Here is a 26,431-nt window from a genome sequence, read left to right as displayed (position 1 = left end):
CCGATCCCCCTCCCGTGATTTGTTTATCTTCGGAAAGAAAGGGTGAAAACACTTCCTGCACCGGTTTGTGATTTGACGGTGATATTGCCTTTATGGAGGGTCATGATTTGTTTACACAGGCTGAGACCGATACCCGATCCTCCGGATTTGGTCGTGAAAAAAGGAACGAAGATTTTATCCAAAGCTTCAGGGACGATACCCGGTCCGTTGTCCTCGACGTGGATGGTGATTTGAGTGGTGTCGGACTGGGTGGTGATGCGGATCAGGGGAGCCGGTGTATCCCGACAGGCTTCTTCGGCATTTCGGATGAGGTTGAGGAGTACCTGTTCGATCTGGGTACGGTCGGCTTGGATTTGCAGGCGGGGATCGTGACAGATAAATTCACAGGGAATAACAGAGGTCGCATGGAGTTTCCGAAGACCGGTGAATAATTCTTCCAGCGAGAGCGGGACTAGTTCGGGAGCCGGGATACGGGTAAGTTTCCGGTAATTTTGTACAAATTCGAGTAATCCCTTACTACGCCGGTGGATCGCTTCTAAAGCCTGGAGCATAACCGGTGAGGTCGCATCTTCGGTCGTTGTCCGGGCAACCCGTTCTGTCAGGGTTTCGGATAGAGAAATGATGGGGGCCAGGGAATTCATGATTTCATGGGTCAGCACCCGGATCAGTTTTTGCCAGGCTTCGATTTCGTTGTTTTCCAGTACCGAATGAATGTTTTTCAGGCTGATCAATAATAATTCTTTGCCCTGTATTCTGAAAATGACCGGATTCAGAGCGATTTCACGAACCCGGCCGACTTGTTCCAGACGCAGAATATGAGTTTCTCCGGGGATAAGCCGCAGCAATAGGTCGGGTAAGTCGGGGGTAATCGCTGCCAGTTCTGAAAGTTGGCGAAGGCTGGTCAGGCCGAATTCCCGAAGCACGGTTTTATTATACCATTCGATGGTTCCGTTCCGGTTGAGAACCAATATGCCCGAATCGATGGTACTCAATAAGGTATTATAATATAGGTGTTGTTCTTCGAGGGTGTACATTTTTTCCCGGAATTGCTTTAAAGCTTGTTCCATCGCCTGCGTTAACCGAGGGTCTGCCTGTTTTTTACTCCCCGGACGGAAAGACAACGAAAAATCTGAAAAACGGATAGCCGTAATGAGCCGCATGACCATTTCGGTCAACTTTTGTTGCTGCTTGTCGGTATGGAGGATAAACAGGAGAATGACGAAAAAAGTAAAGAGCGAACAAAACCAAAGCGATTTCATCAATAGGATTCCCAACAAAACGGAAAGGAAGACCAGCGCTCCGCTTTGTAAGAATAAGAGCAGACGGGGGGGAAGAAAAGATTTCATCAGATTTCGTATTTTTCCAGTTTACGGTAAAGGGCAAAACGGGTGATGCCCAGCATTTCGGCAGCCCGGCTGATATTACCTTCACATTTTTTCATCGCTTTCTCTATCGCTTTTTGTTCCAATTCCATCAGGTTTAAGGTTTCCAGGTCACCGGTAGTACTACTATATGGGGGACGTAACATAAAATTGTCCGGTTCTAACAGCTTGCCCGGGGCCAGGATAACGGCCCGTTCGACAGCATGCTGTAATTCCCTCACATTGCCCGGCCAATTGTATTGGAGCAATTTTTGTTGGGTGTCTCGTGTAAAGCCGGTAATTTCTTTTTTGTATTTATAGCAATAGCGGTTGAGAAAATACCGGGCCAGGAGTAAAATATCCTTTCCCCGTTCCCGGAGGGGAGGAATCGGGATTTCGATGGTATTGATGCGGTAAAGAAGGTCCTGGCGGAATTTTCCTGTAGTGACCATATTGTGGATATCGGCATTGGTGGCACAGATCAAACGGATATCGATGTTTTTAGGCTGAGTAGAACCTAAACGGGTGATTTGACGTTTCTCGATCGCTGTCAATAGCCGGGCTTGCATGGGAAGCGAGAGATTTCCGATTTCGTCCAGAAACAGGGTTCCCCCCGAGGCGGTTTCCATACGTCCTGCTTTGTCTTTCCGGGCATCGGTGAAAGCTCCTTTTTCGTAACCGAAAAGCTCGCTTTCGAATAAGGTTTCCGGGATTGCCCCCAGGTCGATCGGGACAAAAGGAGCTCCGTTGCGGGGAGAGTTTTGGTAAATAGCTCTGGCTATCAGGTCTTTCCCCGTACCGTTTTCACCCAATAGAAGAATGTTGGCGTCGGTACCCGAGATCTTTTTGATGGTGTGAATTACTTCCAGTATGGCCGGCGATTCACCGATGATTTCTACTCCTTCGTCCGGAGCGGAAAGGGCTGTCAGCTGCTCTTTCAAAGCCACTACTTCGGTCCGGGTTTGGCGGAGACGGATAGCCGAGGAAATGGTGGCCAGAAGTTTTTCGGTTTCCCAGGGTTTAGGAATAAAATCGATCGCGCCGGCACGAATAGCTTTCACGGCTTTCTCGGTGTCGGCATATGCGGTGATAAACAACACGACGGCTTGCGGGTCTTTTTGTAAAATTTTTTCCAGCCATAGAAAGCCTTCTTGTCCACTGCTGGCATCCCGGCTGAAATTCATGTCCAGTAAGATAATGTCCGGGTTGAAATTGTCCATAAAATATTCTATACGCGCAGGAGAAGTGGTGACCTTTATTTTTTCCACATAAGGCTCTAATAATAGATTCAAAGCAAAAAGCACATCTTCATTATCGTCTACAATCAGAATTTTTCCATCCATGGTTTTAGGATTGAACAGGTGTTGTTATTCATTTCAAACAAATGTAGGAATAATATTTACAGCTTGTATGTGCGGATTCGAACATTTTTTGTGCGGATATGCACATCTATTTTATCGCTTTTGTTTTGTAAGTTGTTGATTATTATATTATTTTGTTTATGGCACGTTGTTTGCCTCCCTGATTTGTAAAAAGAAACCTATGAACCTGAAATTATGCTATATCACAGGATGGTCATTACTGGTAGCTACCGGGCTTTCGGCCCAGAATAGGGGCGATCTTGCGGTTAAAGTAGCCCGGGATAGCGGTCAGGTGACCGAATTGACTTTGCAGGAGGCTGTCGACATGGCCCGTACAAATTCTCCCTCAGCAGTATCTGCCCGTCACACTTTCCGTTCGGCTTATTGGAGTTATCGTTCTTTTCGGGCGAATTATCTGCCTTCATTGACGCTTTCGTCTAATCCCGATCTGACACGAACGATTAGTAAAGTCACCTTGGGGGATGGTTCGGAGAAATACGTCAGTCAGAATATGTTGACGGTAGACGGTGAATTGTCGATTTCCCAAAATGTCTCCCTGACCGGAGGTAGTTTTTTTGTACAGAGTTCGTTACAACGGATGAAATTATTCGATTCTAATTCGGTATCCTTCCGTTCTTCCCCGATTATTATCGGTTATAGCCAATCCTTGTTCGGATACAATAGCCTGAGATGGGACCGCCGGATCGAACCGGTACGTTATCGGGAGGCGAAAAAGGCCTATGTGGAATCGCTCGAGCTGGTATCGGCTGAAACGGTGAATAAATTTTTCGCTTTGGCACAGGCTCAGAGTAATTACGATATGGCCCGGTTCAATTACAATAATGCGGATACTCTGTATAAATTCGGTAAAGGCAGGTATGAGATCGGACGGATCACAGAAAACGAACTTTTACAGTTGCAAATCAATCGGTTGAACGAATCGACCAACGTGATGGATGCTTCTATTGAAATGGACAACTGCCGTCAGGCTTTGTGTGTGTATTTGGGTCTGGATAAAAATGTTATTCTGAAAGTCCGGGTAAATGTCGAAGTTCCCCGGGTCCAGGTGAATCCGGAGCAAGCCTACGAATTATTCAACCGTAATAGTCCCGATATAGATGATCTCGAACGGCAATTATTAGAAAGTAAGAGTGGTGTGGCACAGGCCAGGGCGAATGCCGGATTGAAGGCCGATCTGTATGTGCAGTGCGGATTGTCACAGACGGGGACCACTTTTAACCAGGCCTATACAAATCCCAACGATCAGCAACAGGTTCGTGTCGGGATTTCCTTACCGATCCTCGACTGGGGCCGTGGACGCGGACGGGTGAAAGTGGCGAAATCCAGGGAAGAATTGGTGAAAATACAGGTGGAACAACAACGGAACAACCTGGAAATGAATGTCCGTAAATTGGTATTACAATTCAACTTGCAGGCCGAACGGGTACAGATTGCTATGAAAACCGACCAGACAGCCCGCCGCCGCCATGAGGTGGCCCGTAAACTGTACTTGCTGGGAAAATCCACTATCCTCGATTTGAATGCATCGGTCACCGAGAAAGACAGTGCCAGCCGTAATTTCCTTTATGCTTTGAGTAATTACTGGAATTTGTATTATATGCTCCGGAGTATGACGCTCTATGATTTTGCCCGCCATTCGGAGATCAGTGTAGATTATAAAAAACTTGAAAATTAAATAGTATGGACCGGATTCTTGAAAAAAAACCTTTTATCATCCGCTATCGGAACTATCTGATTGCCGGTATCGTTTTTCTCTCCTTTTTGATTTACGTGGTCGTAAATTCGATGGGAGGACGCAAGCTTCGTACAGAGGCCGATAAACTGTCGATCGAAACGGTGAGACAAGATAAATTCCTGGAGTATGTGGATGCCGAAGGGATTGTACAACCGATCCTGACGTTGAAAGTAAATACCCGTGAAGGGGGAAGTGTCGATAAGATCATCGGCGAAGAAGGGGTGATGCTGGAAAAAGGAGATACTATCCTGGTACTGACCAATCCGGAACTGATCCGTTCTATCGATGACCAAAGGGATGATTTGGATAAACAAATTACTGCATTCCGCGAGAAAGCGATCGAGATGGAACAAAAAAGCCTGAATTTGAAACAACAGGTATTACAGGCTGCTTATGAATTGGAGCGCCTCGAAAAAAGCTATGTTTTGGATCAGGAAGAATATAAGATGGGAGTGAAAAGCAAGGCGCAGCTCGAAGTTGCCCGGGATGAGTACGAATACAAAAAGAAAAGTACGGCTTTACAACTCGAGGGATTACAGCACGATTCTACCGTGACGGTGATCCGGAAAGAATTGATGCAAGGCGATCTCGAACGCGAAAAGAAAAAATTTGCCCGGGCCTGTGAACGTCTGGATAAATTGGTGGTCAGAGCTCCCGTGAAGGGACAGCTGAGCTTTGTCAAAGTGACCACGGGACAACAGGTAGGCCCGAATGAAAGCATTGCCGAGATCAAAGTGCTCGACCAGTTTAAAATCCACACTTCTCTAAGCGAATATTACATCGACCGGATTACAACCGGACTACCCGCCACCATCAATTATCAGGATGAAAAATATCCGCTGAAAATTACCCGGGTGGTTCCTGAGGTGAAGGACCGTACCTTTGATGTCGATTTGGTATTTTGTGAAAAGATGCCCGATAATGTACGCATCGGGAAAAGCTACCGGGTACAGGTCGAACTGGGACAGCCCGAAGATGCCGTCGTTATTCCGAAAGGTAATTTCTTCCAGTATACGGGAGGACAATGGATCTACAAATTGGACGAATCCGGTAACAGAGCGGTGAAAGTACCCATTACGGTAGGCCGGCAGAATCCGCGTCAATATGAGATTATCGAAGGATTGAAAGCAGGGGATCGGGTGATCACCTCGGGTTACGATACTTTTGGAGATGCCGAAGAATTGATTCTCAAATGATAAAAGAGCAGGCAGGCATGTTGAGACAGGATTTGAAGATCGTCTGGCGGGAGCTGGGAGAATATAAACTACAATCCCTGAGTTCGGGAATACACTTGTTTGTCGTCGTAGCCGTTTTGATCACTGGAATTGTATTCCTGGCGGTGGCTCTGCAAGTGAACAGGGCTGTCGGTAGCGATCCTGCAAAGGCCCTGAAAGAAGGAGAGTAGAAATTATAGAAAATTGAATAAAGAGATGAGTTGTCATGAACTGAAAATGGCATACCGGAATTTATTGAAGTACAAGTTACAATCGGTGATTTGTGTACTCGGGTTAGCCGGAGGATTATCCTGCTTTACGGTATGTAATTATATGTTGAGGAAAGAGTTGGCCTGGAATAAACAGTTACCCCATTACGGGGAGACTTATAAATTGGTCACTATCCGGGAAAATGGGGAGGTCGATGGGTTGGTCAGCCTGGATTTGGCTGAACAGTTGAAACAGGAGTTTCCTGAGATTGAAAAATCGGTATATTATGTCAGTATGTACGGGGTCAGCGATAAATTATGTGTCGTCGGGCAGGAAAATGGGAAACAGACAGCTGCGAAGGCTTTCTTTGTGCTGACGGATAGTTCTTTTTTCGATTTTTATGATTTTCGGCTGACGGCGGGGAATGGGGAGAAATTGAAAAAGCAACCCGATGTTTTGATACTGACATCCGAAGGGGCCGATAAAATTTTCGGTACTTCGGAAGCGGTCGGAAAGAGTTTTACAGAAGTAAATGATTTTGAGAATACTGAGCGTTCCTGGACCGTGGCGGCGATGATGGAAAATTTTCCGCATCGTACGGATTTTCAGTATGGGGACGGGGTGGTCCTGAATTCCGATGCATTGCGTCAGGCCCGATACAGGGATTATGTTTTCGTATACTATCGCTTGCGGGAGGGGACTTCCTATGAATTGCTGAACCGGAAAATCGGTGTTTATATGGAGAAACATCCGGAGTGGAGGGGAAATACATCTTTGACTGTGAAAGTTTATCCTTACAAAGACTATAAGAAACTGACCGGGAAGCCTCTATTGAGTAAGGCGGGATTGATATTTTCCGGGATCGGGTTGCTGGTCTTGCTGACAGCGCTGTTCAATTTCCTGTTGTTTACGGCCGGCAGGATGTTTAACCGCAGGAAAGAACTGGGTATCCGGGAACTCCACGGAGCGACATCAGGGAGGCTGCTTCAGCTGTTTATGGTCGAAATAACCCTGACTTTGCTCATCACCGGAGTGATAGCGGCGGCCATGCTGGAACTGATTTCGATGTATTTTGCGGGGGAATGGACCTATTATATGAATTTTTCCGAGGGTGGGAGTTGGGTGATTAAAATGGGAGGTGATTTATCCGAATACCTGATCGGAGTGTGGCTGTTGATGTTGGCTGTCGGATACGGAATTATCCGGCAGGTACGGCAAGCGACTATGTTACGTAATTTACAAGGAGGAGGGATTGCCTACCGCGCCCGTATGCAGACAGTGCTATTGGGAATCCAACTGGTCATTTGTATGTTCCTGATCGGTCTCTCCTGGTTTATGCAGAATCAGCAAAAAGCCTTGGAAAGCCAGATGGCTGGGGGGATGACCCGGGCGGAGATGGAGCGTATTTATGCCTTTAATCTGAATGGTGAGAGTCTCGAGCCGATCCGGAAACAAATGCGCGATATGCTGGCGGCGAATCCCTATGCCGAAGAATGGTGCCGGAGTGGTACCGGATTACTCGCTCCCTGGATGATGTATCCCAAAGGCTATCGGATAGAAGGTGTGGAGGAAGAGAAAGAAGTGACGTTGAACTATAATTGTGTCGACCCGAACTATACCGATTTTATCCATGCGAAAATGGAGGAGGGGCGCTTTTTCAAGACCGGTGAACCTTATGTGATGGTCGTTAACCGGGCATTTGCCGATTGGCTGGGTGAAAATCCGATCGGAAAGTCTGTGACTATCGATGGGATGATGGGAGTGATTACTTACCGGATTATCGGTATCATGGAGAATCTTTTACCCGTAGGATACGAACTCCGGATCATACCGGGAATTTACCTGCCTTTCCCGGAAGGTTATATCAACGAAACGCTTTATGTGAAATTCAGGCCGGGATATGTTCAGCAAGGGATACAGCCATTGAAAGATAAAGTGCAAGCTCAGTTGAGTTCGTTTACCCCTCTATATATTGAAAATCTTTGGGTAGATATGGAAGGCTATTTAAGTAAGGTGATCGAACTCGGCAGTATGATCTTTTGGCTGGCTGTTTTTTGTATACTGATCAGTGCTTTGGGTGTGTATTCGGCAATGATGCTGGCCGTGGAAAAACGAAGCCGGGAGATGGCTATCCGTAAAATCAACGGAGCTACTTTGACGGATATTGCCGGGATCTTTTGTCTGCATTATCTGAAACTCTTGATCTTTGCCGCCTGTATCGCTTTTCCGCTGATATACGCGACGATGGATCGGTGGCTGGAAGAATATAGCCACCGGATCACGTTGAGACCGGACGTGTTTGCTGCGATTTTTATTCTGATGATGATCATTATGCTGTTGACAATCGGGTCTCAATTGCTGAAAATCATCCGGGTGAATCCGACCGAGGTATTGAAAAACGATTGAAGATGTAACTTTTGTAACTGATATGAAATTATGATTCCACACATTTTGATTGTTGCCTGGCGTAATATCTGTAAATATAAAGTATCGGCCGGAATTGCGGTAGTCGGTCTGGCGATGGGATTATTCTGTTTTGTATTGTGTAATTTTTGTGCCCGTTTGTTCTTTTCGATAGATAAGGTCTTCCCTAACTATGACCGGATGGCGGAGATACAGATCAAGGTAGGAGAAGGCGAGGAGTTGCAGGATTATTTTGCCGGGACACCGCCGACTTTGGCCGGGGATATGGAAACGGCTTTCCCGGGACAGATCGAGTGTTGTACGGCAGTATCCTATGGGGGACAAATGAATGTAACCTTCGAACGCGGAGAGAAAAAACCTTTGGTCTGTATGCTTTATACGATCGAGGCCGACAGCAATTTCCAGAAGGTTTTCTCGGTGCAACTGACCGAAGGAAATTGGCGGCAGTTGTTCCGGCAAAAGAATGCTGTAGTATTGAGCCGGTCTGCTGCACGTCGGATTTTTGGAAAACAAAATCCGATCGGTAAGGTATTCCATCCGAATAAATTGACAAGAAGGTCCGAAAGAAATTATACTCCGGAAGAATTGGCCGCTATCGATTATGTGGTGTCGGGAGTGATGGAGGATTTGCCGGTGAATGCCAGTTATAGTCTCCTGAATCGGATTGATGCCCTGTTGATTAACGATCAGCAGGGCCGATTTGCCGGGTATATACCGGGAGAGGGGACCGGATGTACGACGTTTGCTTTGCTATATCCCGGAGTGAAAAAAGAAACGGTGAATCAAAGGATCGATCCCGAAAAAAATAAGATTTTTGTCTCGGGAATGGAAGGAAGACCGCAGTTATTATCACCCGGAAAGAACAGTACGGAATATTATCATGATCTCGGCTATGGGTATTTATGCATCGGATTATTGATCCTGTTGGTGGCGGTACTGAATTTTTTTATTTTCATCAGCGGTAATTTTCTGAATCGACAAAAGGAATACAATATCCGCCGGGCTATCGGGAGTAGTCGTCGGCAGCTATTGGGGTTGTTATTTGCCGAAACGATGATCATGCTTATGGCTGTCGGGATTATCGTGGCTTGTTTGCTCGAATTACTATACGATAGGTTGGATTTTAGTCTGACGAGGCAGATGATCGTTTTTGAGCCGGCTATGCTGTTCCGCCATTTGTTACAATATCTGGGGGGCTGTGTCGTCCTGTTTCTGGGAGTTTGCTGGGGGATTTCCCATCGGCTGAATCGTCAGAGCATACAGACCGGTATAGGAACCTCCCTGAAAATAAGAAAAAACAGATTACGGAATTGGATGTTGGGTATGCAATTGGTGATTTGTTTCCTGTTTTTTACCGGCGGACTGGCTGTTTATTTACAATCGGAAATGAATATGAAGAATATTTTTCCTTTTCTCGATAAGCAGGAGAGGGAGCATATCCTCGAAGTTAATCTCACCTATCCGCAGTTGCAGGGATTGGAAACGGCTTATATCGCCCGGTTCGGAGAGATTGCCGGTGTCACCGAGGTCTTGCCGATGGATAAGGATTTGTTCGGCGGACACTTTTCGACGACGACGGTTCGGCTGGGGGAAGGGCAGTACCGGGAATTCTGTGAGGTGCGGACCGGACCGAATTTTGCTTCTTTCTTTCATATTCCCGTACTTGCCGGCGAAATGTTTAAGTATCCGGGGCAAAGGGTGGCTGACCGGATTATCGACGGCATATACGGAGGAAAGGTCATCACCGATGGATTTGAAGATATCGATGGGAAAAAAATAAATATCTGTGGGGTGGTGGAAGCTATTCCTCAGATTTATGCAGAAAGTCATATGTGGGCACGTTTATGGATGTTGAGTGAACATCCCAGGTGGTGTTATCTTAAAGTACTTCCCGGCTCCAAAGCGAAGGTCATGGAGACGGTGCAACGTATGCTGGCCGAAGAAGTGCCGGAAAGTCTGGACAACCGGGTTTTTACACTGGAAGAATTGGTACAGAAAGAAAATCACTCCCAGGAACAGATGAAATCGATGTTGCTGTTTTTCACGCTGGTGTGCCTGTCGATTACTGTTCTGGGGATTTATTCGGCGATCAGTATCGATACCGAAAGGCGACGAAAGGAAATCGCTATCCGTAAAATCAACGGAGCATCGGCTTATGTGATTGTACGTCTCTTTGCCCGGTTATACCTGAGGTTATTAGTGGCGGCGATGGTGCTCACTTTCCCTTTTCTGAACTGGATCATGCATTTGTGGCTTCAGAGGTTTACCCTGCATTTCGATCACGGTCCGGCTTTTTGGATTTTTATAATCTTTGTGATGGTGACGGTGGTGGCTTTGACCATTGCCTGGAAAATACGCGCGATCATCCGGGTGAATCCGGTGGAGGCACTGAGGGATGAATAAGAGGTAAAAGGCCGGGAGGCTATAGGCTAAGGGCTGAAACAGAAAGGAGAAGGCTGAAGTGACTTGACAAACTCCTCTGAAAGAAGATAATATCGTCTTTCAGAGGAAAATTAAATTGATAAAATCGCTGGAACGTAATGGAACAACCTTTATTTGGCCCGGTATTTATTTTCCCGGAGGATATTCAGGACTTTTTCTTTCACTTCTCCCTGAATGATGATCTCTCCGTCTTTTACCGATCCGCCGACTCCGCATTTGTTTTTTAGCAGTTTGGCCAGTTCTTTCAGATCGTCTTCCCTGCCTACAAAGCCCTGTACTAAGGTGACCGTTTTCCCTTTACGTTGTTTGGAGTCGAGCATTACTCTCAGATTTTGTTTTTCCGGAGGTAATGTCTCGTCTTCTGTCTCGTTATTGTATTCGTAATTATAGTTCGGATCAGTGGAATAAACTACGTGGATTCGGTTCTTTTTATCTGCTTTCATAAACTAATATCTTAAATTTCTGAGATGATATATCCCTAATCTTTCATCTTCACCTCTCTCCCATCTCTTAATAGAAATACAAATATAGAACTTTTTGTTTAATTTTCTGTTAAAGGGTTGTTTGTGAGAAAATAGCCACTAATTTTGTATCACCAAAAGGTGGAATTGAAAAATATTCCATACGGCCCATATAACAAAGAACTATAAACGTATAAAAAATGAATAAGATTCTGAAAAAAACGTACTTCTCTGAGAAGGTGGTGCAAATGGTCGTCGAGGCTCCTTTAATAGCTAAATCCAGGAAACCGGGTAATTTTGTGATTGTACGGGTAGGTGAAAAAGGCGAACGGATGCCGTTAACGATTTCGGACGCTGATCCGGTGAAAGGTACGATTACGCTTGTGATCCAGAAAATGGGAGTTTCTTCTACCAAATTATGTAATCTCGAAGAAGGAGAATATATAACGGATTTGGTAGGACCATTGGGCAAAGCGACTCATATAGAGAAAGTGGGAACCGTGTTGGCTTGTGGAGGTGGTGTCGGTGTGGCTCCTCTGTTGCCGATTATACGGGCCTTTAAGGCTGCCGGTAACCGGGTAGTGAGTATTTTGGCTGCTCGTACTAAAGAACTGATTATTCTGGAAGATGAAGTGCGCAAAGCTTCCGATGAAGTGATCATCATGACCGATGACGGAAGTTATGGTAAACAAGGAGTTGTAACCGTGGGGATGGAAGAAGTGATCGGTCGTGAAAAAGTGGATCTGTGTGTAACTATCGGACCGGCTATCATGATGAAGTTTTGTGCTTTACTTACTAAAAAATATGAAATCCCGACCATTGCCAGCTTGAATGCTATCATGGTGGATGGTACCGGTATGTGTGGTGCCTGCCGGGTTACTGTCGGTGGAAAGACCAAATTTACTTGTGTCGACGGACCTGAATTCGATGCCCATCAGATTGATTTCAATGAGATGTTGTCTCGCTTGGGAGGCTTTAAAGGGGCGGAAACCGAAAAAATGGAGGAATTCGTACATCATGGCGAATGTGCCCTGAGCGATCGGAATGCCGATTGGCGGAAAGCACTGCGCGAAACTGTGAAAGCGAAAGAGCGTACGATGATCGAAAGGGTGAAAATGCCTGAACGTACTCCTCAGGAACGGATCTCTAGCCAGCGCCTGGAAGTGAATACCGGGCTGACGAAAGAAATGGCTATGCAGGAAGCCCGGCGTTGCCAGGATTGTGCTAATCCGACCTGTATGGAAGGCTGTCCTGTTGGGATCGATATTCCAGGATTTATTAAAAATATCGAGCGTGGAGAGATTCTTGAAGCTGCTGCCGTATTGAAAAAGACCAGTGCTCTGCCGGCAGTGTGCGGACGGGTATGTCCACAGGAAAAACAATGTGAATCGAAATGTTTTTATCTGCAAAAAATGAAAAAAGCACCGGTAGCTATCGGTTATCTGGAACGTTTTGCAGCTGATTTTGAACGCGAATCCGGTCAGATGGCGATACCCGAAGTGGCTGCTCCCAACGGAATAAAAATAGCAGTGATCGGTTCAGGACCCTCGGGACTTTCATTTGCCGGAGATATGGTGAAGAGAGGCTATGAGGTTACGGTTTTCGAAGCGCTTCACGAGATTGGAGGGGTATTGAAATACGGTATTCCTGAATTCCGTCTGCCGAATCATATCGTAGATGTGGAAATCGGTAACCTGAAAAAAATGGGTGTGAAGTTTGTAACCAACTTTATCGTTGGGATGACCGAAAGTATCGAAGACCTGAAAAAGGAGGGTTTCAAAGGATTTTATGTCGCTTCCGGTGCAGGCTTACCTAATTTTATGAATATTCCGGGAGAGAATGCGAATGGGGTGCTTTCCTCTAACGAATACCTGACCCGGGTGAATTTGATGGGGGCTGATAACGAGTTTTCGGATACGCCGGTCTACCGGGGAAAAAATGTAGTCGTAGTCGGTGGTGGAAATACAGCGATGGACTCTGTTCGTACCGCTAAACGTTTGGGAGCCGAGAGAGCGATGATTGTTTACCGGCGCAGTGAAGAAGAAATGCCTGCACGTCTCGAAGAGGTGAAACATGCCAAGGAAGAAGGATGCGAATTTATCACTTTGACCAATCCGGTAGAATATATCGCTGATGAAAAGGGAAGAGTAAAACAAGTCAGGGTTCAGAAAATGGAACTTGGTGAACCCGATGCCAGCGGACGTCGTCGTCCTGTGCCGGTTGAAGGGAGCGAATACCTGATCGATGCCGATGTGGTAGTGGTAGCTGTCGGAGTTTCGCCTAATCCGATCGTTCCCCGTTCGGTGGCCGGACTGGAAGTTTCTAAGAAAGGTACGATTGTCGTGAATGATGCTACCATGCAGTCGAATCTGCCGGAGTTTTATGCCGGTGGGGATATTGTCCGGGGAGGAGCTACGGTGATCCTCGCTATGGGAGACGGACGCCGGGCAGCTGCTCATATGGATGCTCAGCTAAGATCGTAATCGGTCTTTATAGAGAAGGAGCTGGTCCAAAAGTTTTAGCTTTTGTGGTCAGCTCCTATCTGTTCTTTACCTCTTTCCTGATCCGGGTAAAAAAACGCCTCCAGCGATAGGCTTTCGTTTCGGGATCTTTGGCTGTCAGAATCAAGGTCGCTTTACCGATGATAAATTCTTCGGGGATAGGCCCCAGATAGCGCGAATCCTGAGAATTCCACATATTGTCACCGCCCATAAAATACCAGTTGGTACGGAAAGTATAACGCTCGACCAGCGAATCGCCACACCACACCTGACCTTCTCGCTCTTGCAAGTTCAGCCCACTTTCGTATTTAATCATTTTATAATAGATCCGGACAGCTGAAGTATCGATTGGTAAGGTATCCCCTTTACGGGGCAGATAAAGGGGACCGAAATTTATAAAGTTCCAGCCTATCCGGTAGTCGAATGGATAAGTGTTGTATATTCCCTGCGGATATTCACCCCGATAATTGGAAAGCATCTCCTGATCGTTCAGATTGCCTATTCCCCGCCGACCGTTGATTTCATAAAATCCCCCTTTGATTTGCAGACTATCGCCCGGTATACCGATGCAGCGTTTGACATAGAAACGGGAAAGGTGCATACTGATCCTGTCCCATCCTCCTGAATAGGGAAAATTAAAAACCAGCACATCCCCATTATGAATTTTCGAAAAGCCTTTGATCCGGTAAGTTTCCGGTTCTGTTCGGTCTTTCAGAAAATCGAAATTTTTATACATCCGCGCACCGAAACTCAATTTATTTACCATAATAAAATCTCCCGGTTCTATCGTCGGTTGCATGGAGTCGCTGGGGATGGAATAAAAATCGACGACAAACAGCCGTAACAAGATTGCTATCACTAACGAAATAACGATGACTGCAATATATTGAAGTATATTTTTGATAATTTTTTTCATTATAATCTGATCGGAAACACCGTTTTATTGAACGGTTGAAGTTAACGATAATTTTAAAAATATATCACTTTCCACGATTTATTTAACAATAGCCCGCTTTCTCCCTCCCCGTGAGTTACAGCCTGCGGGGACCGCTTGCAAAAAATGTTTAAATTTAAAGAGAGTTTAAAGGAAAAATATGAAAAAGAACTGGTCGGTATGCCTGTGTATGTCAAAACGGAGAAGTGAAGAATATGTTGAAATAGTGACAAAAAGAAAGGGAGGTAGAACCTGCAAGGATTAACTTGGGAATACTTTCCTTGGTTTCTTTTCCTCCCATGTAGATGAGTCGGCAGTGATCATCTAGTTATGCTTTCTATTGCTTGATTCATTATATAAAACTTTCAAATTAGCTCAGACCGGGCAAGAGTGATAATGCTTGCTTTTTTCGTTACGGAATAAACAAGAACGCTTTGCAACGTCTTTATAGTAAGGTCGGCAATCCTAGGTAACTTAAATATAGCGTTTGTTCTTGCCGGTCTGGCTATTTCAATACCTCATTATATTTTGAAATATGGGTAATCCTACAAAATATTCTGATGCTGTTTTTCTTTTTCTAATAGGTTAAATCGGTTTATGAACTGTAGGCACGTAAAATTACTTGTTTGTATTTATTTTTTATGTATTATTTTCAAATTAGTTAATTTATTTACTCAAATAAGAAAACTGATACAATTATATCATTATTTATAAATGTCAGTTTTTTCTCTTTTTTGAATATTGTTTTTTGTTTTTTCAAAAGCAAAATTATAAAAGATTTATATTTTTGTGCTAAAACAAGTATTCTATAATATTCTTTTTACAAAACTTTTATGTGGTGAATAATAATATAAAGATTATCAATGTATTAACGCTCATTATGTTATTCTTGTTTTTCTTAGGACAAGGAGTCTGGATCTATCATGTGCGTGAATTGAAAGTTAAAGAATTCAAAATGCGGGCAGGTTATCTTCTTTCGGAAGTGGCGGAGGAATATATTGCAGACGAGGGGCTTAAGTATTTGGCTTATGGTAGAGATTCTTCTTTCCGTAATGGGAGATTAAGAGAAAATAAAGATGAAAAATGTTTTCCCGTAAATCATTTCTATGTATTTTCTGAGGACAAAATCCACTTGTTATATGATGATTTGTACGAGAATCGGGAGCTCGATGTGAGACGACTCGATTCTTTATTGCGGAATGCCTTGACCGAACGTTCTATGCCTCCGTTGGTTTGTTGGGCCATCTCAGACCGGAATACAGGTCATATCTTACTCACTTGCGGGAAAGTTTCCGGCTCCGATAAGTTAATTCAGGCAGTGCCGGCAAATTTGGGATGCGGATTTCAGCATCACCTGATCGCTTCCTTCGAACTCCCTTTTGTATTCAACGCTTTTATGGGTATCTTGCTGCTGGAAGTTATTTTTTTGCTCGGTTTTATATTGAGTTTATTGTGGCAATGGCATTACATTCACACTTTTTGGAAAGCTTCGGAAGTAAAGATGATGGGGGCTGCTCATCTAGAACATGAGCTGAAAAAACCGATAGCGATTTTATTGAATGCAGTAGAGGATCTGATGGAAAGTAACAAAGATATCCTGACCGCACGGGAGCAGCTGAAATTGAAAATGATGCGGGTAAGATTGATCAAAATGGCTGATATGACAGATACTTTACTCATGATTTGTGGTAATTCCACACCCCAATTCAAGTGTGCCGATTTGAATGTCAGACAAGAAATGGACATGGTACTCGAACTTTTCGAGATACTCAAACCCTATGCAAAAGTGAGTTTTCATATCACTCCTGAGGCTACTTCGGCCTGTCTGGATCAGGTCTATTTCTTTTATATGGTGGTCAATCTTGTAGATAATGCTATAAAATATAGTGGTGAGCATCCTTGTGTAACTATTGATTGTTGGAAAGAAAATGATAATTTTGTAATCGCTGTCAGAGATAATGGGATCGGCATTCCAAAACGAGAACAGAAGCGTATTTTCCGGGCATTTTATCGGATGAATACTAGGTGCGTGCGTAGAACGACGGGCTTTGGCTTAGGATTGACCTTTGTCCGGAAGGTGGTGGATACCTATGGGGGAGATATTCAGGTGGAAAGCAAAGTTGGAGTAGGCAGCAGCTTTATCGTCGTATTACCACAATAAAAACGGAAAATGACAATTTTGTATGCAGAAGATGATTCTATGACAGTCATGGAAGTTCAGGAAAAACTGGAGAATAATGGTTATGAAGTTATTGTCGCCTACGATGGCAATGAAGCCCTGGAAAAATTTATTGCCTGTAAACCCGATCTGATCGTTCTTGATGTGGATATGCCTGGAAAAGACGGACTCGAGGTCTTGCAGTTTATACGGCTTCAGGATAGCCAAACACCTGTCATTATTTATAGTTGCCTGATTGATGAAGAAAAACAGATCAAAGGTTTGGAATGGGGCGCTAACGTTTACTTACTGAAAAATTATAGTCCGACGCTGCTGTTAGCCCAAATCCAGCGATGTATAGCCCGAAGTGGGGAGGAAGTGATCCGTTTGAGTAAACGGGTCGAATATGATTTTTCGGCTTGTAACCTGAGGGTGTCGGATGTTGTCTATCACCTTACCATGTTGGAGAATAAGATATTTTCCATCCTATGTAAAAACCGCAATACTCTGGTTGCTCGCGAAGATTTACTGAAAGCAGGTTGGAATAGTCAGGCCCCTAATTGCAGTCTGCAACTCAACAAAATGGTCAGCCGTTTACGAAAATTGCTGAAAGGTGATCATTCGGTATATATCCTTACCGAAAAGCCCTTGGGTTATTGGCTTAAAATCGAACAATAAGCGGGACGTTTCCTGCAATGAGGTTGCAGGAACGGTAGCCTTCTACCGCAGAGTGCCAGTATAATTGTCAAGATTATACTCAAAGGAATAATATCGAAAATGTTCGAAAAATAAGCAAATATACCGAAAGCTGACAGACAACCGCTAAGACCGATTTGTCCGCAGCGAAGGGCATTGTAAAAAGCCGTGATCAGGAATAAGAGAAACCAGAGGAGACCTGGTATTCCGTTTTCTACCGTGATCCGTAAATATTCGTTAAAACAGTAGGAAGTATGGTTGTCGATAGCCCATATTTCAGGAGAATCGGGTGAAATGGAACCTTTTTCAGAAAGATGAGGAATGGATACCAGTTGGCTGAAACTTCCTAAGCCATATCCCTGATCCGGAGATCGACGGATAAGTCCGACGCTTTGTTCCCATAAAAAAGTACAATCTGCTTCCGGATTTTTCATCGAGGTGTACATCGAGTCTCCGATCTTAAATAGGAGGACAAAAAGGAGTAGGGTAAAGAAAATAACCCTCTTCGGATACCAACGTAATAATAACTTATAGCTACGGAAAGTCCGGAAATGGTAGAGAACTACAACATAACATCCTATTCCTGCAATAAACCAGCAACAAGGATTCATGCTAGCTGGAATTAGAGTGAGCACCAGAAATGTACAGAACCCCGATAACACAGGTACAACGAGATATCTTTTACTCGGAGCATCGTTCGCCCGGAGAGCCAGGGAAAGAGATAACGGAAGCAGACAAGCCAGAAGACCGTCATAGTTTTCAGAATTTTGGAAACTGCCGCTCATCTGAGCTATAAGGTGGCGGGGAGTTACGAAATCGTGGATCTGACCGAAACCTGCTATTGCTTCACCCAAGAAATAGAAAAGTAACCCTAAGACTACCGTTAGCTGAATATATTGGGAAAGTCCTGACAATATCCTTACCGTAAGATAAAGAATTCCCAATAGAATGAGATTAAATGCCTGTATATCTGAAAAATGAGAAGACTCACTGTTGAGAAAAGCATTTCCCATAAACAAAATACCCCATAAATCTTGGAGATGAAAATAAAATACCAGCTGCCGTACTGGTCCCAAATTTTTGTTAATCACTTGATTGCAAAACTAGAGTTAATACTTTGCCGACTCCATTGCAATTTAAAAAATCGCTTTCTGTTATCTAAAAACAAATGAAGAGGAACTTCAGAAAGATTGACTTGGGATTTCTATCTAACTTCGGTTCACTCTCCACCAAATAGTTGCTGTGTATCAACTATTTAATCTTAGGGTTTTATCACCTACCTGATATTCTCCCCATCATTTATCATCTATGCTTCATTATTTGTTTTTATCTTTACATGACAAACTTAGAAAAGATTATTTTTTCTAAAGAATGGTCTATGTTCTTTAATATACCAAAAATTAAAATAATCGATAATCTATTTATTGTGAGTTGTTTGTTGCTAAAACATTTTGATAAGAAGGAGAAGAGCAAGAAAAGTGGGCTTGGGAAATGTTTTTTTCCACTTTTACTATGCTCTCTCCTTTGCGTTGTATTTAGTTTTAACCGGCTGACTTTATATAACTAAAGTGATAAGCTACGGTTTACTTCTTCTTCATCTGTTGTTTATTTGTTTCTACACTGTAAATGTAGAAAAGATCTTTTTGACTAAAAAACAGTCTATATTCTTTAATATACCATTCTAAAAAATGATCATTAACTTGTTGGTAAACAGTGGTATCTGGTACAGACCACTCTTGAATACGTAGAGGTCAGAGCCAAAATGTTACTGGTATAAAACACTTTTTAGCGTGTCGGTTATAGTGGAGTCGGTACAGGTAGAATGACTCGGACTATAGAAGTTGTGTTTTGTGATCTGACTAATGTAATAAAATTCTTTGTGAGAGACCTGCAGACTATACCATTTATAAAAATAATTGGCAATTATAACTTTCGCCCGGAGAAATAAAAAAGGAGAGGAACGAGAAACGCAGCCCTTAGGAAAAAATAGTTAACTGCTCAACTTGCTCTCTCCAATACTCGTCGTCGGGTAGAATATCCCCTGCTTGAATCTATAAATTCAGCGTAATGATTTGAGGTTTGTTGCCTTCTTGTGACAGCGCATAAATTGTATTGTCCGCTGCATCATAGCTGATTGCTGAACAAGCATTCTGTAATTGATAAGTCCGGACGTGTAAACCATTCCAATCGAATACTACGATTGTTTTTCCTTTGTCCACATCCAGATTATAATCTTTCAGGGTTCTTCCTGAATACAGAGCGAAAATATAATTCTCCGATACCGCCAAATCGCAGAATCCGAACACGTTATTTCGGGAATAAGTCACCGGATGAGTCAGGCCTCGGCCTTTCGGACGATGTCTGTTGAATTTAACTCTTGGGGTAGTCATATGGACTTCATTGATACGACTCAGTTCGTTATCATGAATTTCACAAATATCCAGACAACCGGATTGCATATTAGCACAGGCGACTTTAGAATGCGTAGGGTTCAGAGCCAAAATATTACTGGCATAGAAAATACTTTTTAACGTGTCGGTTAGAGTGGGGGCGGCACAGGTTGGATAACTTACGCTATAGGAGTTGTGCCCTGTGGCCTGATTAATACAATAACGCCCTGCAGTGTAGAGACCTGTGGATAAAATTCTTTCATCGAGTCGGATTGCTCCGAATGGAGTCTTTCCATCTTCCGCAAGACTGGTGAAAACAGGTCGGTAACCTGGCGTGGCATATTCGTTTAGGTCGATTTCAACCAATCGCCCGGAACCGAAATCAAAGGCTGAAACGATATCGCCTTGTAGATTCATGCTAATATAGTACATCCCTTCACCTTCGTTTTTTCCTGCCGGTACTAAACGGGTAACGTTGCCGCTTTCACTGTCGTATATGGCAAAACGATAAGCACTGTTCGGGGTCAGGATGGCATATAAGTTTCCTTTCTTTACAAATTTAGAAGGGGATACAATGTTTAATGCCTCTAAATCGATATTATCCGATTGAGCGTAATAAAGCTCTGAAACTTTCGTCCGTACCAACGGCGAAGTTTCACTCTCTAATCTCGGATCAGATTGACAACCTCCAAACAGGAGGGCAGAGATGATGATATAGTGTAATTTTTTCATTTTTTTAAGTTAGCGTTCAAAATCTAAACCATAAAATGTCCCTACATTTCCATCTTTATCAACTCCAGAACAAATATAACCTGAAAGAATACACGTAGGTTTAGGCTTATTACCAGATTCCCCTTCTGCTAATGCGTCTATATTATCAAATATGATTTTTGAAAAGTTTGGTTTTTCAGAGAAAACAAAATTAATAAATAGAGAAACTAATATAATGCTAATACCTATTAAAAATTTAACTTTTTTATTCATTTTGAGTATTTATTTATTTTCAGCGTACAAACTTAGGAAAGATTCTTATTTTTGTAAAAAAATATGTATTCTTTAATATTCTAGAGGGCAGGTGTATGAAAAACAGTATGCGAATAATGGGACGTTTATCGGTAGGTTTGTTAGTGTGTGTGCTATTGGGACAAGGAATGTGGTTGTTTCGAGTTCGTGAAATGAAAGTTGATGAATTTAGACAAACTGTTGATCGCGTATTGTCTACCACTGTTCAAAAATTTATTGATAGTAAAAATTTATACGCAATGACAACTTTAGAACTAAACTATGGTTGGCATCCTAATAATTTGTTTTTTTGGAAATATGGATATAGGAAAGATAGTATCAGTAATGTGTCAATGGATATATACAGTAATTTAAGTTCGAGAATAATCTATGATTGTCTGTTCTATAATAATTGTATCGATATTAATGATATTAAATCTAAATACTATACAAATCTTAAAGAAGAAGGAATTACTGAAATTCCGACTTTAGTAATTCAAGATAGTAATAATGTTATAATGACTTCTGATAATTCTTTTCGAAGTACATCTACTATCATTACTTCTCCGCTAAATTTAGGATATGATTACAAACACCAAATCACGGCCTCCTTCAAACTTCCTTTCGTTTTCCGAGCCCTTAAAGGAGTATTATGGATTGAATTACTTTTTCTGATTGGTTTCGTTATTTGTTTAGTCTGGCAATGGAATTCGATAAAGATGACACTAAGAAGTGTACGGGTACAGACCATGGGAATTGCCCATTTGGAACATGAGCTGAAAAAGCCTTTAGCTATGATGATTTCGGCGATAGGAGGGATGTTGAAACAGAAGGAATCTGCTTTATGTCCTACAGATGAAGTAAAATTAGGGATGATAAAGGCACGTTTGATGAAGATGGCCGATATTACCGATACTATGCTGACCTCTTTAAAAACTTCGGTTTTGGAGGTGGAACGCGAACCGATCGACCTGCAACTGGAATTGGAGATGATCACAGAAATGTTTACGATGATCCGAAAATATGCCCGGGTGGAGTATCACATTGCCGAAGGACTCGGATACCCTTGCCTCGATAAAATATATTTCAATTATATTGTTATCAATTTAGTGGACAATGCTATTAAATATGGAGGAGTTCATCCGGTCGTTAAAATTAATTTCTATGAAGAGGGGACTGATTATATTTTGGGTGTTGAAGACAATGGCATGGGAATTGCACCTAAAGATCAAAAACAGATTTTTAAGCAATTCTATCGTGTCAGAAATCAGCAAGTCACGAAAACAACAGGATTTGGTTTGGGGTTGACCTTCGTACATAAAGTGGTTTGTGCTTACGGAGGGAAAATACATATAGAGAGTGAAATAGGAAACGGTAGCAAGTTTTTAATTATTTTACCACAGGTATCATGGAAAAATTGAAGGTTTTATATGCAGAGGATGATCCTCTGACTGTGATGGAGGTTGCGGAGCAACTCGAAGAGAGGGGATTTGAAGTAATTGTAGCTACCAATGGGACGGAGGCACTGAAACTGTTCCGGGAGCGGCAACCGAATGTTGTTTTGCTGGATGTCGATATGCCCGGTCATAATGGGTTTGAGGTGCTGCAAATTATCCGGCTTACCGACCACTATACACCGATAGTGATCTATAGTTCGTTAGGGGATGAAGCCAACCAGATGCGTGGACTCGAAAGTGGCGCCTATACCTATCTGGTGAAAAATTGCGCGCCTGCCGTTGTGGCAGCACAGGTGTATAATTGTCTAAGTAAAAATGGCAGTGATAAAATCCGCTTGGGAGAAAAATCATTTTTCGATCTGCTTTCCGGAGAATTATGGATCGGAGAAAGAAAAGAAAAATTGGTGGGATTGGAATTTAAAATCTTTACCATGCTTTGCCGTAACCGCGAGAAAACAGTTTCCCGTGAATTATTGATCAAAGCAGGATGGGATAAGGATGATTATAAATTGCATTTGCAGTTGAATAAATACATCAGTATCCTACGGCATAAAATTTCACTGACTTCGGCCTCCATTGTCACTGACAAATTCAACGGCTATATGCTCAAAGTGACCCGCTAGGGATTCCGTCCTGGAATCCCGGAGTTTAAAGAGGAGAGGGAACGTTGGTAGAGGGTCCAGATTTTATCGTTTTCGACCGGACTACCGATAAGCAGGACCCGGTTGAGCGAATCAAGCAGGAAAGTTTGGAAAGCCGGTTCAGCAGGGAACTGGTTGATTTTTTGCATATCCCCCTGCGGATCGTATAGGAAGGGTAGCTGACAACGATTGGCACGTTGCAGGATTTCCAATTCGTCGTAATTGTGGACCCAGGCAACGAATAGGATGTCGACATCGTAACCCATACTATCGATTTCCTGTTTCAATAATTGCCATTCGGCCAGTTTCATCCGGCATTCCGTACAACCACTGGTGTCGATGTAATTCAGGATTTTATATTTGCGTTCCTGAAAATCCGGGAGGATGGTATCCCGCCCTTGTACTTTTAGCAATAAGGGATCCGGAAAAATAACTTCTTTATTTTTCCATTCTTCAACGATTCGAGCTATTTCTTTCCGGCGTGAATGGCAACTACTGAGGAGTAATACCACTAGGCAAATACTAAAAAATTTTACCATAATCGATAGATGTTTTCTATTTATGAATGCAAAATTAGAAAAGTTTTGTCAATCGTGTTTAAATTTCCAATTTGAATTTGTAAATAATCATATTTTCGGTGTCGAGATCTGGTTTGCCATACGCATAGTAATAAGGGGCTGAATAACCGAATATCCGAAAGTTGTCGGGTACATTGAATTCTGCTACCAGGGTCTGATTTTTATAGGCTTGAACGGTTTCCCCGCAAGAAGGTTCTCCATGGTAAAAGTTTCTGAACAGGACTTTGGTTTCAGGGATGTATTTCAGGTAACGGTAAGAACCGAATTTTTTATAATCTTCCTTGTAATTGTTAGTGGCTTCTTCGAAAGTATTGGTTTCTCTGTAATCCGTATTCATCGGATGGCCGGCTAGGCCGAAAGATTGCAGGGTGTTGTTCTTAAAGTCCGTTTGATAGATCAGGGAGTCGATCTGGAAAGAATAAAATAAGGTATTTTCTGTATCGGTATCGAATAGAATCGACTTGAAATTAGGAATATAACGGTACTGTTTATAAATGGGAGAATGGGTACACATCATCCGTTCTACTTTGCCGGTACGGGGATCGATGAGTCCCAGGGTATAACTGTTTTCATAAAAATGAGCTGCCTGGCTGTTCGAACGGAAACCGTTGTAAGTAATACAGTCGGTAACGATAGCGATGGCCAGATAGTTTCCCAGTGGGCATAATCGACCGGTAAAGTGTTCGATTTCGTAAATTCCACTTTCGTCAGGACCTGGAGAAGCGAGCAGGATTTCGGGGGTTTTATCGTTTTGCCAGTCGATCCGTAACTGTTGTTTCCCTCCCCAACTTTGATTGAAAATATTCAAATGCCAGTCGTTTATAATTGCATAACCTCCTTGTGGGAGTGCGGTAATCTCATAGATCCCCTGTATTTCCTGCGGACCTCTTCCGTAGGATAGATGGGTACCCAAAAAACGCCCGTCCCGATCGTAGAGGAATAGGGTAGATTGTTCCCGGTCGGCAAAACAAAGGGTATCTCCCAGAAAAAGAAAACTCCCTAGCAGGGAAGTCATTTCGTTTTCATTACCGGCATCGATTCGTATGGTATCGAAATTGACGGAAGATATCGGATGAGCGGAACGTGACGAATAATGAGTAATTTGTGAATAATCGGTCTTATTCCGGGCTTCCGGGATGTTGCTTTTACAATTTATGAGGAAAACGAGGAGCAGACAGCTGTAGATAAAGACTTTTATCATGACGGATTAGGGTTTAAAAAAGTGATTGAAAAGGATGGTTCTGGCCGTTTGGACTTTCATCAAATGAAAAGCCCGTATTCATGGCGTAGATTTACGCAATGGCCTTTACATTCTACCGATTTATAGTAGGAGGCAGGGGCATAATACCGGACATATTCTTTTTTCGCCGGGTATTTTTTGTAAAGTTGTTTGTGAGTGAGAGCGAGAAGTCGAGGCAGTGGTTGTGCGAGGACTACTGCTTCGGGCAATTCGGTGGTTTTTTCTTTTAACCGGACGTTCGGATGTTGTTTCACTGCTTGAAAAGGCAGGGCTTTCATCTCATATCCCAGGCATTGAAAAACGAGTTGTTGCCGAGCGGGGATATGGAGCCCCTTTATTTCTACCTCACCTTTTTCATTAGAGGCTCCGAGAAGATACGATTCGGGATATTGCAGGACTACGGCTCCGATGATGATCTGGCCTTTTTCGTCTGTAATCCGTAAAGTCAATGAATCTTGTTGGGCTGTTCCGGACTGACTCAACAAGAAGAGAGGCAAAAGGTAATAAAAAATTTTTTTCATAGATTTTCAGTAATAGGCTATCAGAGTGGTAACCGATATTTGTTGACTGCATTTTCTTCAGAAGAACTTACGGTATAAAGTATATTGCTGTCTTCGTGGACATCTATACCATTGGTATAGTGATCGAGCAAAAATTTCCGGATCAGCTTACCGTCGAGGTCGTATACTAAAAACAAATTGCCACCATCAGGAGTAGGCTGCCCCTTCATCATTTTTTTGAGTTCTTCTTGGTGATCGGTGCCCGAGAATAAGGTGTAGATGGCTTTTTTCCCGACTTGTACATCCTGATAACCCTTGATTTTGCCGACAAGGAGTCCGTTTTTATCACTCAAAAAATCAGGTTCACCTCCTTTGCCGACAATGAACCGGGAAGAATCCGACGCCAGGTTATGGATTTCCAGTAATTCTCCGTTTTGGGTGACAAGGACTAATAGGTGATTGTCGGGATTATAGTCGAGATAAGAGTTCCATAGTGAGGCTGTCATCGTCGGGTAGGCTTTGTTTTTTGCGGTATTTCCCCACGGAATCTCGTATTTTTTGTTCAGCAGATGTCCACAAGTATCGATAAATGCAATCCGTTCCGGTCCGTCGAAATTGAGCAAGGCAAACCCTTGGTCCGTCCGGCAAAAATTCAGTATCGGAATGCCGGCTTGAGGGTAGTCGATTATCCGGGCAGGGGAAATGCGTTGTTGCATCAGACTGTCTTTCCGGAAGATCGAAAGGCGGGCCCGGCTAGTGTCGAAAACATAAATATGTTGCTCGTCCATACAAAATCCTCCTGTCGAAATATATTCTTCCGGCCCGCGGCCGTTCACGGCAAAGGAAGTGATGAATTGCAGCTCAGGATAAGAATAGAGATGATAGAACCGATCTCCTCCATGCAGGTCCCAAATACACATTATAGAATCCTGTACTTTTATTTTATATGGATATTTCATATATAGGTCACTGTTTTTTAACAAACATTCCGAAGTCAGGGGAACGATCTCCCCGTTATCTCCGGATGGGGGAGTGGGTTTACAGGAAATCAGGAGTCCTGGTAACAGCAGGAAAAGTAGAGTTTTATTCATATGCTTGATTTTAT

At 43.2% G+C, this 26,431-nt stretch carries 21 protein-coding genes; 10 read left to right on the top strand and 11 right to left on the bottom strand.

Annotated elements, in window-relative coordinates; all coding sequences use genetic code 11:
• Positions 1–23: 23 nt before the first annotated feature.
• Positions 24–1,346, bottom strand: coding sequence for a sensor histidine kinase (locus tag WS34_RS00800; protein WP_046402505.1), 1,323 nt, complete (start codon positions 1,344–1,346; stop codon positions 24–26).
• The gene (locus WS34_RS00795; protein WP_046402504.1) at positions 1,346–2,704 is read right to left on the bottom strand and encodes a sigma-54-dependent transcriptional regulator; all 1,359 of its coding nucleotides are present in this window, start codon (positions 2,702–2,704) and stop codon (positions 1,346–1,348) included. The genes WS34_RS00800 and WS34_RS00795 overlap by 1 nt, the downstream gene beginning before the upstream one ends.
• A gap of 199 nt (positions 2,705–2,903) precedes the next feature.
• Between WS34_RS00795 and WS34_RS00790 the strand changes: the two genes are divergently transcribed.
• The 5 genes from WS34_RS00790 to WS34_RS00770 are packed head-to-tail and all read left to right on the top strand — an operon-like array spanning position 2,904 to position 10,729.
• The gene (locus tag WS34_RS00790; RefSeq protein ID WP_046402502.1) at positions 2,904–4,418 is read left to right on the top strand and encodes a TolC family protein; all 1,515 of its coding nucleotides are present in this window, start codon (positions 2,904–2,906) and stop codon (positions 4,416–4,418) included.
• Positions 4,419–4,423: 5 nt separating this feature from the next.
• A complete protein-coding gene (locus tag WS34_RS00785; RefSeq protein ID WP_046402500.1) occupies positions 4,424–5,674 on the top strand; it encodes an efflux RND transporter periplasmic adaptor subunit in 1,251 nt (416 codons plus the stop codon).
• Positions 5,671–5,883 carry a hypothetical protein gene (locus WS34_RS00780; protein ID WP_286693577.1) on the top strand — a complete coding sequence of 71 codons (213 nt, stop codon included), beginning with the start codon at positions 5,671–5,673 and terminating at the stop codon, positions 5,881–5,883. Before WS34_RS00785 ends, WS34_RS00780 begins: the two co-directional genes overlap by 4 nt.
• 13 nt (positions 5,884–5,896) lie before the next feature.
• Positions 5,897–8,308: an ABC transporter permease gene (locus tag WS34_RS00775; protein ID WP_286693576.1), complete on the top strand. Its 2,412-nt coding sequence runs from the start codon at positions 5,897–5,899 to the stop codon at positions 8,306–8,308.
• Between the two features lie 30 nt (positions 8,309–8,338).
• On the top strand, positions 8,339–10,729 hold the full coding sequence (locus WS34_RS00770; protein WP_046402495.1) for an ABC transporter permease: 2,391 nt from the start codon (positions 8,339–8,341) through the stop codon (positions 10,727–10,729).
• Positions 10,730–10,878: 149 nt separating this feature from the next.
• Here WS34_RS00770 and WS34_RS00765 read toward each other — a convergent pair whose 3' ends face one another.
• Positions 10,879–11,211 carry a translation initiation factor gene (locus WS34_RS00765; RefSeq protein WP_013611586.1) on the bottom strand — a complete coding sequence of 111 codons (333 nt, stop codon included), beginning with the start codon at positions 11,209–11,211 and terminating at the stop codon, positions 10,879–10,881.
• Between the two features lie 218 nt (positions 11,212–11,429).
• On the opposite strand from WS34_RS00765, the gene WS34_RS00760 reads away from it, so the two are divergent.
• Positions 11,430–13,712, top strand: a complete 2,283-nt coding sequence (locus WS34_RS00760; protein WP_022159422.1) for a bifunctional dihydroorotate dehydrogenase B NAD binding subunit/NADPH-dependent glutamate synthase — start codon at positions 11,430–11,432, stop codon at positions 13,710–13,712.
• A 55-nt stretch (positions 13,713–13,767) separates the two neighbouring features.
• Here the strand turns inward: WS34_RS00760 and lepB are convergent, their stop codons facing one another.
• A complete protein-coding gene (lepB, locus tag WS34_RS00755) occupies positions 13,768–14,646 on the bottom strand; it encodes a signal peptidase I (RefSeq protein ID WP_046402493.1) in 879 nt (292 codons plus the stop codon).
• An 856-nt stretch (positions 14,647–15,502) separates the two neighbouring features.
• On the opposite strand from lepB, the gene WS34_RS00750 reads away from it, so the two are divergent.
• Together WS34_RS00750 and WS34_RS00745 are read left to right on the top strand one after the other, a co-directional pair.
• Positions 15,503–16,825: a sensor histidine kinase gene (locus tag WS34_RS00750; RefSeq protein ID WP_286693575.1), complete on the top strand. Its 1,323-nt coding sequence runs from the start codon at positions 15,503–15,505 to the stop codon at positions 16,823–16,825.
• A 9-nt stretch (positions 16,826–16,834) separates the two neighbouring features.
• Positions 16,835–17,500, top strand: coding sequence for a response regulator transcription factor (locus tag WS34_RS00745; protein ID WP_046402489.1), 666 nt, complete (start codon positions 16,835–16,837; stop codon positions 17,498–17,500).
• Here the strand turns inward: WS34_RS00745 and WS34_RS00740 are convergent.
• From WS34_RS00740 to WS34_RS00730, 3 genes are all read right to left on the bottom strand, one after another.
• On the bottom strand, positions 17,476–18,531 hold the full coding sequence (locus WS34_RS00740; RefSeq protein ID WP_286693574.1) for an O-antigen ligase family protein: 1,056 nt from the start codon (positions 18,529–18,531) through the stop codon (positions 17,476–17,478). The genes WS34_RS00745 and WS34_RS00740 overlap by 25 nt on opposite strands.
• Positions 18,532–19,569: 1,038 nt before the next feature.
• Positions 19,570–20,640, bottom strand: coding sequence for a BF3164 family lipoprotein (locus WS34_RS00735; protein WP_046402486.1), 1,071 nt, complete (start codon positions 20,638–20,640; stop codon positions 19,570–19,572).
• Between the two features lie 9 nt (positions 20,641–20,649).
• Positions 20,650–20,892, bottom strand: coding sequence for an NVEALA domain-containing protein (locus WS34_RS00730; RefSeq protein ID WP_046402484.1), 243 nt, complete (start codon positions 20,890–20,892; stop codon positions 20,650–20,652).
• Positions 20,893–20,987: 95 nt separating this feature from the next.
• Between WS34_RS00730 and WS34_RS00725 the strand changes: the two genes are divergently transcribed.
• On the top strand, positions 20,988–22,331 hold the full coding sequence (locus tag WS34_RS00725; RefSeq protein ID WP_286693573.1) for a sensor histidine kinase: 1,344 nt from the start codon (positions 20,988–20,990) through the stop codon (positions 22,329–22,331).
• Complete coding sequence (locus tag WS34_RS00720) at positions 22,319–22,990, top strand: response regulator transcription factor (protein WP_046402481.1); 672 nt, start codon at positions 22,319–22,321, stop codon at positions 22,988–22,990. The genes WS34_RS00725 and WS34_RS00720 overlap by 13 nt, the downstream gene beginning before the upstream one ends.
• On the opposite strand, the gene WS34_RS00715 is transcribed toward WS34_RS00720, so the two are convergent.
• From WS34_RS00715 to WS34_RS00700, 4 genes are read right to left on the bottom strand one after another with little or no spacing between them, the layout of a single operon-like run.
• On the bottom strand, positions 22,987–23,547 hold the full coding sequence (locus WS34_RS00715; protein WP_046402479.1) for a redoxin domain-containing protein: 561 nt from the start codon (positions 23,545–23,547) through the stop codon (positions 22,987–22,989). The two genes, WS34_RS00720 and WS34_RS00715, sit on opposite strands and share 4 nt — an antisense overlap.
• Positions 23,548–23,605: 58 nt before the next feature.
• On the bottom strand, positions 23,606–24,787 hold the full coding sequence (locus WS34_RS00710) for a hypothetical protein (RefSeq protein WP_046402477.1): 1,182 nt from the start codon (positions 24,785–24,787) through the stop codon (positions 23,606–23,608).
• Positions 24,788–24,846: 59 nt separating this feature from the next.
• Positions 24,847–25,347 carry a hypothetical protein gene (locus WS34_RS00705; protein WP_046402475.1) on the bottom strand — a complete coding sequence of 167 codons (501 nt, stop codon included), beginning with the start codon at positions 25,345–25,347 and terminating at the stop codon, positions 24,847–24,849.
• A 20-nt stretch (positions 25,348–25,367) separates the two neighbouring features.
• Positions 25,368–26,417 carry a TolB-like 6-bladed beta-propeller domain-containing protein gene (locus tag WS34_RS00700; RefSeq protein ID WP_022161359.1) on the bottom strand — a complete coding sequence of 350 codons (1,050 nt, stop codon included), beginning with the start codon at positions 26,415–26,417 and terminating at the stop codon, positions 25,368–25,370.
• Positions 26,418–26,431 lie beyond the last annotated feature (14 nt).

Source organism: Odoribacter sp. N15.MGS-14 (assembly GCF_000980245.1).
GTDB classification, from domain to species: Bacteria; Bacteroidota; Bacteroidia; order Bacteroidales; family Marinifilaceae; genus Odoribacter; species Odoribacter splanchnicus.
The sequence above is the reverse complement of the archived record's forward strand: the minus strand, read 5'-3'. Positions and strand labels throughout refer to the sequence as shown.